11 protein-coding genes are annotated in these 11035 nt (G+C 70.0%); 5 read left to right on the top strand and 6 right to left on the bottom strand.

Going from position 1 to position 11035, the window contains the following annotated elements; translation table 11 throughout:
* Positions 1-33 precede the first annotated feature (33 nt).
* The 5 genes from OG285_RS02220 to OG285_RS02200 all read right to left on the bottom strand — a co-directional run bounded on the left by OG285_RS02220 (position 34) and on the right by OG285_RS02200 (position 3288).
* Positions 34-519 carry a hypothetical protein gene (locus OG285_RS02220; RefSeq protein WP_356831429.1) on the bottom strand — a complete coding sequence of 162 codons (486 nt, stop codon included), beginning with the start codon at positions 517-519 and terminating at the stop codon, positions 34-36.
* Positions 520-739: 220 nt separating this feature from the next.
* Positions 740-1411, bottom strand: coding sequence for a sigma-70 family RNA polymerase sigma factor (locus OG285_RS02215; RefSeq protein ID WP_371789984.1), 672 nt, complete (start codon positions 1409-1411; stop codon positions 740-742).
* Positions 1412-1450: 39 nt separating this feature from the next.
* A complete protein-coding gene (locus OG285_RS02210; protein WP_356831427.1) occupies positions 1451-1912 on the bottom strand; it encodes a universal stress protein in 462 nt (153 codons plus the stop codon).
* A 32-nt stretch (positions 1913-1944) separates the two neighbouring features.
* On the bottom strand, positions 1945-2709 hold the full coding sequence (locus tag OG285_RS02205; RefSeq protein WP_356831425.1) for a hypothetical protein: 765 nt from the start codon (positions 2707-2709) through the stop codon (positions 1945-1947).
* Positions 2710-2736: 27 nt separating this feature from the next.
* The gene (locus OG285_RS02200; RefSeq protein ID WP_371789983.1) at positions 2737-3288 is read right to left on the bottom strand and encodes a hypothetical protein; all 552 of its coding nucleotides are present in this window, start codon (positions 3286-3288) and stop codon (positions 2737-2739) included.
* A gap of 330 nt (positions 3289-3618) precedes the next feature.
* Between OG285_RS02200 and OG285_RS02195 the strand changes: the two genes are divergently transcribed.
* Complete coding sequence (locus OG285_RS02195) at positions 3619-4431, top strand: SAM-dependent methyltransferase (RefSeq protein ID WP_356831421.1); 813 nt, start codon at positions 3619-3621, stop codon at positions 4429-4431.
* Positions 4428-6611: an EAL domain-containing protein gene (locus tag OG285_RS02190; RefSeq protein WP_356831419.1), complete on the top strand. Its 2184-nt coding sequence runs from the start codon at positions 4428-4430 to the stop codon at positions 6609-6611. Before OG285_RS02195 ends, OG285_RS02190 begins: the two co-directional genes overlap by 4 nt.
* Here the strand turns inward: OG285_RS02190 and OG285_RS02185 are convergent.
* Positions 6581-7507: a LysR family transcriptional regulator gene (locus tag OG285_RS02185; RefSeq protein ID WP_356831417.1), complete on the bottom strand. Its 927-nt coding sequence runs from the start codon at positions 7505-7507 to the stop codon at positions 6581-6583. The genes OG285_RS02190 and OG285_RS02185 overlap by 31 nt on opposite strands.
* Positions 7508-7605: 98 nt before the next feature.
* On the opposite strand from OG285_RS02185, the gene OG285_RS02180 reads away from it, so the two are divergent.
* The 3 genes from OG285_RS02180 to OG285_RS02170 are packed head-to-tail and all read left to right on the top strand — an operon-like array spanning position 7606 to position 11004.
* Positions 7606-8310: a succinate dehydrogenase cytochrome b subunit gene (locus tag OG285_RS02180; protein ID WP_356831415.1), complete on the top strand. Its 705-nt coding sequence runs from the start codon at positions 7606-7608 to the stop codon at positions 8308-8310.
* Position 8311: 1 nt separating this feature from the next.
* Complete coding sequence (locus OG285_RS02175) at positions 8312-10261, top strand: fumarate reductase/succinate dehydrogenase flavoprotein subunit (RefSeq protein WP_356831413.1); 1950 nt, start codon at positions 8312-8314, stop codon at positions 10259-10261.
* Positions 10258-11004 carry a succinate dehydrogenase/fumarate reductase iron-sulfur subunit gene (locus tag OG285_RS02170; protein WP_371789982.1) on the top strand — a complete coding sequence of 249 codons (747 nt, stop codon included), beginning with the start codon at positions 10258-10260 and terminating at the stop codon, positions 11002-11004. Before OG285_RS02175 ends, OG285_RS02170 begins: the two co-directional genes overlap by 4 nt.
* The last annotated feature ends 31 nt before the right edge of the window (positions 11005-11035 follow it).

Genomic DNA, 11035 nt, shown 5'->3' with positions numbered 1-11035 from the left:
AAGGCTCCGGAGGAGTCCGGAAGGGAGTGTGCCCTAGAAGAGATGTATCGCCAGATGGCCCAGGGGCAGGCCCAGCTGCCAGGCCGGGGTCCACACCCGGGGCTCGTCGTCCTGGCCCGGCACCGCTCCCGGCGTGACCGCGTCGAGGTCGGCGGCGAACAGCTCGGTGTCCTCCAGCCACCGCCAGGCCGTCAGAGCCAGCGGCAGGTCGGGCCCCTGTCCGCCTGCCGAGACCAGCTCCCCGATACGGCCGCACACCCATTCCCGCCAGCGGGAGTCGTACGCGGTCAGCGACAGCCACTCGTCGAGCCGCGCCATCACCCGCGCCCCGCCGACCGGGCCGTCCGAGAGGAAGACCGTCAGCGCCAGCGCGTCGCGCCCCGCCTGGTACTCGATCGTCGTCGGCGGCATGAGGTCGCCGGTGCGCAGCAGCTCATCCGCGATGTACTCGGCGTACATCCAGTCCATCGGGACCAGCAGTTCGTCACCACTGGTCCCGTTGGTGCTCTCGGGACGCATCCCGTCTCGCCTCTTTCATCTCTCGGCCGGGCAGTTCTCCGACACGTCGGCAGGCGCGCCGTCAGACGCTCCAGGGAGCATTGAACCCGTGCCGGATGCCCCACGTGGCCAGAAACCCAGGATTCACCTAGCGGCGCCATGCGTTCGGGCAGACTCGGCTTGACTCGGGCTGAGCACGGACACCTGGACGGAGGCTGAGCAATGCCCCCGAGCACGGACCTCAGCGAACTCCGTCCGGATAGCCGGGCAGGCTGCGGCCCAGGGCGCGCAGAGCGTAGTGCGAACGGGACTTGACGGTCCCCGCCGGTATCCCCAGCGCCGAGGCGGCCTCGTGCACACTCAGCCCCCGGAAGTAGATCTGCACCAGCACCGCCCGGTGTTCCGGGCTGAGCGTCCGTACGGCCTCGCGGACGTCGAGGGCCGCGGCCGACCGCTCGGCGGGGTCGCCGTGGGCGGCGGTGGACTCCAGGAGCCGGTCGCTCACCTCGGCCGGGCGCGCCAGCCGGGACCTGCGGGCATCGATGGCCAGCCGTTTGCCCACCGTGAACAGCCAGGGCCGTATCGACTCGTACGGGGCTTCGAAGGCCTCGGGGTGCTGCCAGGCGCGCACCAGGGTCTCCTGCACCAGGTCCTCGGCGCGCTGCCGGTCGCCGTACGTCAGACGCAGCAGGAACCGCAGCAGTGCACCGCCGTGGCTGCGCTGGAGTTCGAGGAGATCCCGCTCGTCCGCCCCGCGGGATGTCTGTGTGGAGGTCACCTTCGTATACGAGCGCAGCGCGGCGGGAAGGGACAGCGGCCGGGCGGGGCTCTGCGGCGAGCGGTTGAACGGTGCGACGAACGGCACGGTGAGCGGTCGGAGTGCCGCGCGCGCCCTGCCGCCGTGCCCTGTCATGGGACTGCGCCGGTGGTACCGGACGGGCGGCAGGGGCGGCTACGGGACGACGGTGACCGGCCAGCGGCCGGACTTGACCAGCCGGACGGCCACCGATCCCACGATCCGGTGGCCGGCCGACTCGGAGGCCCCGACCACCACGGCGTCCGCCTTGAGCTCGTCGGCCGCGGTGACCAGACCGTTGTAGGGATCACCGCGGAAGGTGTGGAACTCCCAGCGCACGGCGAATATCTCCTTGACCCGCTCGGTGGCGGTCCGGATCTCGGCGACGAGCCCCTCGGCGATCTCCTCGGTGGTGTCCCCGACCGGGGCGCCCACGGACACCCCGGCGGAGAGCACCGGCTGGACGTACACGATGGCGAGCAGCGCGTTCTGCCGCCGGGCGAGCCCGGCGGCATACGAGGCGGCCCGCAGTGACGGCTGTGAACCGTCCATCCCGACCACGATCACCTTGGGACCGTCTGTACCGCGTTCGAACTGGTGAGGCTGCTGATCTGTCACGCCGAGAGGTTATCGCTCCGGCGTTCGGGCTCCTATTTCGCGTGCGGGAAGAGATCGAGGAACGGTCCGGCCGTGGCGGAGATGGCGCCCCGGCCGAAGGGCGCGTCGAAGTCCCAGATCAGGAACAGCAGGAAGGCGATCAGTGCGCTGAAGAGCCCGGCGAGCAGCAGTTCCTTCGGGGAGCGCCGGATCTGGAGAGTGAAGATCAGCCCGACGGTGATCACCGCACCGGCGATCAGGCCGAACCAGACCACCCCCGGCATCGTCGCCTGCGCGGCCTGCGCCCGCGAGCTGCGGGCGTCGTCCGCTGCCGAGACCTGGTCGACCAGGGGCTGGTAGGCCTCGCCCTCGTGATCGTTCGCCGGCTTGTAGTCGGTGACGTCCCGGCGTACCTGACCGAGGAGTTGCGCACCCCGGTCGGTGAGGTCGCCGTGCTCGCCCATGTGCTTCCACTCGGTGTCCAGAACGTAACTGACGTAGGTCTCCACATCGGTGTGGATGCGCTGATGGACCGCGGGGGGATAGACGGCCGAGCGGGCGTCGACCTCATGCAGGGCCTGGGCCTCCAGGCGTACGGATTCCTGGGCGGCGCCGCGGCCCTCCCAGACGCCTGCGATGGCCAGACCCAGCACGATCGCGTAGATCACGCCGATCATCATCGTCATGTACTCGATGACGTCGGGTGTCTGCGAGGGGTCGTCGTCGTCGGCGATCCGGCGGTTGCTGAGCAGGGTGATGGTCAGGACGACGGCACAGGCGGCCACCATCGCGAGAGTGAGAACAAGCCATTCCGACACGGGTGTCTCCGTCGGTCAGCGGGCGGATCAGCGGGAGGAGCGCGGGCGCAGCACGGCCACGGCGAAGACGGCCGGAGCCGTCACCAGAAGCATCAGCGTGACGATGGGCGGCCCGGTATGCGGCTTCTTCCGCACGGGGGCCTTGTACGCCGGGAGGGCGACGGGCTTCGGCGCGGGCGGCCGCGGGCGTACCGAGGGCTTCGGCGGCTTCGGCGGCTTCGGCGGCTCGGGCCGTGGCGCGGGGGCCGGCGGAGGCGCCGCGCGGTGCTGGACGGGCGGCGGGTGGTACACCGGCCGTGGCGGCGGGGGTGGCGGCGGTGGCGGCGGAGGTGGTTCGGGCTTCGGCTTCGGGGGTCGCGGTGGCGGGGGCTTCGGCGCATGGGTGTGCCCGGCCCGGCAGCTGCCGCTCCCGGAGACGACGACCGCTGTCCCCGAAACACCGTGCCCCGACTGGGAGATGTAGGCGTACGAGCAGTCGGCCGCGGCTGCGGGTACGGGTATCAGCGGGAACCAGAGGAGGCCCGCCACGGCCAGCAGCCGGCCGGTGAGCGGAACGAGGGTCCGCGGCGATCGGTACATGCCGAGCAGCATGATCCGCCCTGCGCGGCAGCACCCCGGCGTTGTCACTGATTCGCCGGAAGGGGGGATATCTGCGTCTTTGTGTTTGAGCCCGCCATCTCACGTGTCACCCGCGGGAATTGCCGCGGAGGACGGTGCTTACGATGGGCTCCGCCACGCTCGCACGGAGCGCGCGGCGGCAGGCCGGAAGCACTTGCCAGCGGCGTGTGACCAATAACGGACCGCCAATTTCCGTTTTTGCTCGCTCTCTTGCCGGGTGGTCAGTAGATTCGGCCCGAACAGTGGCCATGGACATGGCCGGACCGTCGTGCCGACTTGTTGGAGACATTGATGGAGCGTCCTGCCTGGGCCCCGCAGGGCATCGATCTTTCGGTGCCGAGCGTGTCGCGGATCTACGACTACTACTTGGGCGGCTCGCACAATTTCGAGGTGGACCGCGAGGCCGCCCGCAAAGCCATGGAGTTCATGCCGGGACTTCCCAAGGTGATGCAGGCGAACCGGGCCTTCATGCGCCGCGCGGTCAGGTTCGCCGTGGAACGGGGAATCACACAGTTTCTCGACATCGGGTCCGGCATACCGACCTTCGGGAATGTGCACGAGGTCGCCCAGTCCGTCGATCCGGACTCCCGGGTCGTGTACGTCGACCACGACCCGGTCGCCGTCGCCCACAGCAAGGCCGTGCTCGAAGGCAACGAGCTGACCGCCGTGACCGCCGCCGACCTGCGCAAGCCCCGGGAGATCCTGGACAGTCCGGAGGTCCGGTCGGTACTCGACCTCGACCGCCCGGTGGCGCTGCTGCTGGTCGCCGTACTCCACTTCATCGAGGACGCCGACGACCCGGACACGGCGGTCGCCGCTCTGCGCGACGCCCTCGCGCCCGGCAGCCTGCTGATCCTCACCCACGCGTCGTACGAGGGGATCCCCGTATTCCAGGAGCAGGCGGGCGGTGCGGTCGGCGTCTACCGCAACATCCGCAACCCGCTCGTGATGCGTTCACGCGAGGAGGTCGCCCGGTTCTTCGACGGGTACGAGCTCGTGCAGCCCGGCCTGGTCGCCATGCCGGAGTGGCGGCCGGACGCCCCGGCCGAACAGGAGGACCCGTACGCCTTCGCGGGTGTCGCAGGAGTGGGACTCAGGCCGTGAACGTGCCGAGGCAGAAGTCGGCGTCCTCGGCCGACCAGGACAGTCCCGAGGACAGAATCGGCCGCTTCGCGACCATCTGGAGCCGGGCCATCTTCCCGTCCACCGCCACCTCACTGACCCGGCCCGAGTTCGAGCAGCACCTGCTGCCGCTCGCGCACGGCCTCCGCGACGCGCTGCACGCCTGGCCCTTCGACCCGGCACCGGCCCACCGGGTCGGCAGCGATCTGGTGGCCGCCCACTGCACCGACCCGGACGCCCTCAGCCGGACGCTCGGGGTGGTCGACTCGTATCTGGTGCTGTACTGCGGGGCGAGGATCACGGGACCCGACCTCACCGCCGAGGAGATCCGCAACCGCTGCGCCCGCCTCCAGCACTCCCTGGCCGCCGGGTTCTCCCAGGCGCTCCGCGAGCGCACGCTCGCGGAGCAGGAGGCCATCGCCCGCTCGGCGCTCTCCGCGCGCAGCGCGGCCGAGGAGGCGCTGCATGTCACCGAGACGCGGTTCCGCGCGGTGTTCGAGGACGCGGCGGTCGGCATCGGCATCGCCGACCTCGACGGGAACATCCTGGAGATCAACGGCGCCCTGCTGCGGATGTTCGGCGGGGTCGACCACCATGTGCGCAGCCGCAGGGTGAACGAGTGGGTGCACCCCGACGACGCCCCGCACGTCTGGCGGATGCACGCCGAACTGGTGCGTGGCGACCGTGAGCACTACCGCGTCGAGAAGCCGTACTACCGCAACGACGGCACCGTCCTGTGGACCAATCTCACGGTGTCGCTGCTGCGGGACGCGGAGGGCAGGCCGCAGTACCAGCTGGCGCTCATCGAGGACACCACCGAGCGGCGGCTGCTCAATCTGCGGTTGCGGTACGAGGCGACGCACGACGCGCTGACCGGACTGCCCAACCGCACGCTCTTCTTCGAGCGGCTGGAGAAGGCGGTCACCGCACCCGACGCGATGCGCTTCGGTCTCTGCTACCTGGACCTCGACGGCTTCAAGGCGATCAACGACAGCCTCGGGCACTCGGCGGGCGACCGGATGCTGGTCGAGGTCGCCGACCGGCTGCAGAGCTGCGCAACGGCGTCGGGTGAGATGGTGGCCCGGCTCGGCGGTGACGAATTCGTCGCGCTCACCACGGGATACGAGTGTGCCGACGAGGTCGAGGAACTGGCCGTACGCATCCTGTCGGTGCTGGCGGCCCCCATCCGGATCGACGGCCGGGAGCTGACCGTCCGGGGGAGCATCGGGGTCGTCGAAGGGCTGTCCGGGGCGCAGAGCGCGGCCGAGGTGCTGCGCAGCGCCGACATCACGATGTACCGGGCGAAGGCCGCGGGCGGCAACCGCTTCCAGCTGGCCGACGCCGAGGCGGACGCCCGCGCCATCACCCGGCACGGACTCACCACAGCGCTGCCCGCGGCTCTGGAGCGCGGTGAGTTCTTCATCGAGTACCAGCCGCTGGTGCACCTGGGCGACGGCACCGTGCACGGCGCGGAGGCGCTGGTGCGCTGGTCGCATCCGCAGCACGGCATACTCGGGCCCGACCGGTTCATCTCGCTCGCGGAACACACCGGGCTGATCGTGCCGCTGGGCCGCTGGGTCCTGGAGGAGTCCGTACGGCAGGCGAGGGGCTGGCAGCGACTGCACCCCGCGCACAGCGACGGCGGGCCGCTGCGGATCAATGTGAACCTCTCGCCCACCCAGCTCTACCACCCGGGCCTGGTCGCCGACACGGTGGCGGTCCTGGAGCGCACCGGTCTCGATCCGGGCGCGCTCTGCCTGGAGGTCACCGAGTCGGCGCTGATCGGCGCGGACGACGATCTGCTCAAGCCGCTGCGGCAACTGGCCGACATGGGTGTGGACATCGCACTGGACGACTTCGGCACCGGTTACTCCAACCTCGCCAATCTGCGCAGGCTGCCGGTGAGCGTGCTGAAGCTGGACCGGTCGTTCACGCAGTCGATGCAGCAGCATCCGGCCGACCCGGTCGACCTCAAGATCGTCGAGGGGATCGTCGCGCTGGCACACAGCCTGGAGCTGGCGGTCACCGTCGAGGGCGTGGAGACCGGCGCGCAGGCCGACCAGCTGAAGGAGCTGGGCTGTGACACGGCCCAGGGCTGGTACTACGCGAGGCCGGGCGCCCCCGACCGGATTCACACCCTGTCGCTGGCCGACGCCGTGTGACCGGAACCGGTGCCTGCCGGGGCGCTGGCGAGCAGTACGTCCTGGAGGACCCGGGCGGCCCGCGGCGGCGCCACATCGCTGCGGTGGGCCAGCGCGATCGTACGGCGCAGTCCGGGCCGGGCCAGCGGGGTGACCCGCAGCCCGTGCCCGGCCCGCGCCGCGATCATGCTGGGCACCACCGCGATGCCGAGCCCGGCCCGTACGAAACCGAGCACCGCGTCCATCTCGCCGCCCTCGACGGTGAAGTACGGCTCGAACCCCTCGGCGCGGCAGGCCGACAGCGTGAGGTCGCGGAGGTCGTAGCCGTGCCGGAACATCACCATCGGCTCGCCCTCCAGATCGGTGATCCGCAGGGGTGAGCGCGGCGTGGCGGCAGTGGGCGACGAGACGACGACCAGGTCCTCCTGGAGCAGCTCGACGGTGGTGAGCGCGGGCGACGGGGTGGGCAGCGGGAGGACGACCAGCGCGAGGTCGAGCGCGCCGCGCGCCAGTTCCCGTACGAGGTCGTGCGAGCCGCCCTCCTCGATCATCAGCTGGATACCGGGGTGCTGTTCGTGGAAGGTGCGCAGGACGTCGGGGAGCAGACCGGTGCAGAGGCTGGGCGTCGCGCCCAGCCGTACCCGGCCGCGCCTCAGCTGGGCCAGTTCCTGCACCTCGTGGCGGGCGGTCTCGGCGTCCGCCAGGATCCGGCGGGCGAGCGGCAGGAGGGTCTCGCCGGCGTCGGTGAGGGTGATGTTGCCCCGGGCCCTGCTGAACAGCTCGGCGCCGAGCTCCTTCTCCAGCGCCCTGATCTGCTGGGACAGCGAGGGCTGGGCGACATGCAGCTCCTCGGCCGCGCGGGTGAAGTGGCGGGTCTCGGCGACGGCGACGAAGTAGCCGAGCTGCTGGAGCTGCATGTCTGCCACGGTAGCCGATCGCGATAGCGACTGCCTATGGATATGAGCTGTTCCATGTCTTGGACCTCTGGCCATCCGGAGCCGTAACGTCTTCTGACATGGCACTGGCAACAAAGACGGACCAACGGCCGTCCATGGCGCGATCGGTCTGGGGATCGACCGTCGGCAAGAAGACGATCATGGCCGTGAGCGGTCTGATCATGCTGCTGTACCTGGTCGTCCACATGTTCGGCAACCTCAAGATCTTCTTCGGCTCCGGGCAGTTCAACAGCTACGCGCACTGGCTGCGCACCATCGGCGAGCCCTTCCTGCACTACGAGTGGGCGCTCTGGATCATCCGCGTCGTGCTCGTCGCCGCCGTGGTGCTGCACGCGGTCTGCGCCTACCAGCTCAGCCGCCGTGATCTGCGCGCTCGCCCGGTCGCGTACGCACACAAGCGCGCGCGTGCCAGCTACGCCACCCGCACCATGCGCTGGGGCGGCATCATCATCGTGCTGTTCATCGTGTGGCACCTGCTGGACTTCACCACCCTCACCGTGAACACCAACGCCCAGCCCGGGCACCCGTACGAGAACGTCGTGGCGACGTTCCACACCTGGTACGGCGACGTCATCTACATCGTCGCGATGCTCGCGCTCGGCCTGCACATCAGGCACGGGTTCTGGAGCGCGGCACAGACCCTCGGCGCGGGGAAAGCCACCCGCGACCGGGCGCTGAAGGCCATAGCCAACATCCTCGCGCTGGTGCTGACGGTGGGCTTCATCTCGGTACCCGTCGCCGTCATGACCGGAGTCGTGAGCTGACATGACCGACTACACGCAGTACACGACCGGCACCCCGGCAGCCGACACCAAGGCCCCGCAGGGACCGGTCGCCGAACGCTGGGACACCCGCCGCTTCGAGGCCAAGCTCGTCAACCCGGCCAACCGCCGCAAGCACACCGTCATCGTCGTCGGCACCGGGCTCGCGGGCGGCTCCGCGGGCGCCACCCTCGCCGAACAGGGCTACCACGTCGTCCAGTTCTGCTACCAGGACTCACCGCGCCGCGCCCACTCCATCGCCGCGCAGGGCGGGATCAACGCCGCCAAGAACTACCGCAACGACGGCGACTCCGTGCACCGCCTCTTCTACGACACGGTCAAGGGCGGCGACTTCAGGTCCCGCGAGTCCAACGTGCACCGGCTCGCCCAGATCTCGGTGGAGATCATCGACCAGTGTGTCGCGCAGGGCGTGCCGTTCGCCCGTGAGTACGGCGGACTCCTCGACACCCGTTCCTTCGGCGGTGTCCAGGTCTCCCGTACCTTCTACGCCCGCGGCCAGACCGGGCAGCAACTGCTCCTGGGCGCCTACCAGGCGCTGTCCCGGCAGATCGCGGCGGGCACCGTCGAGATGCACCCGCGCACCGAGATGCTCGATCTGATCGTCGTCGACGGCAAGGCCCGGGGGATCGTCGCCCGCGACCTGATCACCGGGAAGATCTCCAGCTACTTCGCGGACGCGGTGGTGCTGGCCAGCGGGGGCTACGGCAATGTCTTCTACCTCTCGACGAACGCCATGAACTCCAACGCCACCGCGGCCTGGCGCGCCCACCGGCGCGGCGCCTGGTTCGCCAACCCGTGCTTCACCCAGATCCACCCCACCTGCATCCCGCGCACCGGCGAGCACCAGTCGAAGCTCACCCTGATGAGCGAGTCGCTGCGCAACGACGGCCGGATCTGGGTGCCGAAGGCGAAGGGCGACGACCGCCCCGCCAACGAGATCCCCGAGGAGGAGCGCGACTACTACCTGGAGCGCACCTACCCCTCGTTCGGAAACCTCGTGCCGCGCGACATCGCGTCGCGCGCCGCGAAGAACGTCTGCGACGAGGGACGCGGTGTCGGCCCCGGCGGCCAGGGCGTCTACCTGGACTTCGCCGACGCGATCAAGCGCATGGGCCGCCGGGCCGTCGAGGAGAAGTACGGCAACCTCTTCGACATGTACGCGCAGATCACCGCGGAGAACCCGTACGAGACACCGATGCGCATCTACCCGGCCGTGCACTACACGATGGGCGGACTCTGGGTCGACTACGACCTCCAGACCACCATTCCCGGCCTGTTCGCGATCGGTGAGGCCAACTTCTCCGACCACGGCGCCAACCGGCTCGGCGCCTCCGCGCTGATGCAGGGGCTCGCCGACGGCTACTTCGTCCTGCCGTCCACCATCAACGACTACCTCGCCCGCAACCCGCACCACGAGGAGGTCACCGCCGACCATCCGGCGGTGGCCGAGGCCGTCGCCGAGACCGAGGACCGGCTCAATCTGCTGCTCTCGGTCGACGGCGACCGCACCCCCGACTCCTTCCACCGGGAGATCGGTGAACTGATGTGGGAGCTCTGCGGAATGGCCCGTACGGCCGACGGCCTGCGCAAGGCGCTCGACCGGCTGCCGCAGATCCGCGAGGAGTTCTGGCGCCGCATCAAGGTGCCGGGCACCGGCGAGGAGTTCAACCAGTCGCTCGAGCGCGCCAACCGCGTCGTGGACTACCTGGAGCTCGCCGAGCTCATGTGCCTCGACGCCCTGCACCGCGCCGAGTCCTGCGGAGGCCACTTCCGCGAGGAGTCGCAGACCCCGGACGGGGAGGCGGCGCGGCGCGACGAGGAGTTCTCGTACGCCGCCGCCTGGGAGTTCACCGCCACCGGCGACGCCCCCGTCCTGCACAAGGAAGACCTGGTCTTCGACTACGTCCACCCCACTCAGCGGAGCTACGCATGAAGCTCACCCTGCGCGTCTGGCGCCAGCAGAACGCGGCCGCCGCCGGCGCCATGACGACCTACGAAGTCGAAGACATCTCACCGGACATGTCGTTCCTGGAGATGCTCGACACCCTCAACGAGGAACTCACGCTCAAGGGCGACCAGCCCGTCGCCTTCGACCACGACTGCCGCGAGGGCATCTGCGGCGCGTGCAGCCTGGTCATCAACGGCGACGCCCACGGCCCGGAGCGCACCACCACCTGCCAGCTCCACATGCGTTCCTTCCGGGACGGCGACACCATCGACGTCGAACCGTGGCGTGCTTCGGCCTTCCCGGTCGTCAAGGACCTCGTCGTGGACCGCTCGGCCTTCGACCGGATCATCCAGTCCGGCGGCTACGTCAGCGTCCCGACCGGCGCGGCGCCCGAGGCGCACGCCACGCCCGTGCCGAAGCCGGACGCCGACTACGCCTTCGAGCACGCCGAGTGCATCGGCTGCGGCGCCTGTGTGGCGGCCTGCCCCAACGGCTCGGCGATGCTGTTCACATCGGCGAAGATCAACCATCTCAACGTGCTCCCGCAGGGGGCTCCCGAGCGTGAGACCCGGGTGCTCGACATGGTGACGCAGATGGACGACGAGGGGTTCGGCGGCTGCACCCTCACCGGAGAGTGCGCCACCGCCTGCCCCAAGGGCATCCCGCTGCCGTCGATCACCGCCATGAACAAGGAGTGGCTGCGGGCCACCCGCAAGGTCGGCCGCTGACCTCTCAGCGGTCCTGATGGGTGGCCGGCCG

Origin of the sequence: Streptomyces sp. NBC_01471, assembly GCF_041438865.1 — a bacterium.
Lineage (GTDB): Bacteria > Actinomycetota > Actinomycetes > Streptomycetales > Streptomycetaceae > Streptomyces.
Note: the sequence above shows the minus strand (reverse complement) of the source record. Positions and strands in the feature narration are given on the sequence as shown.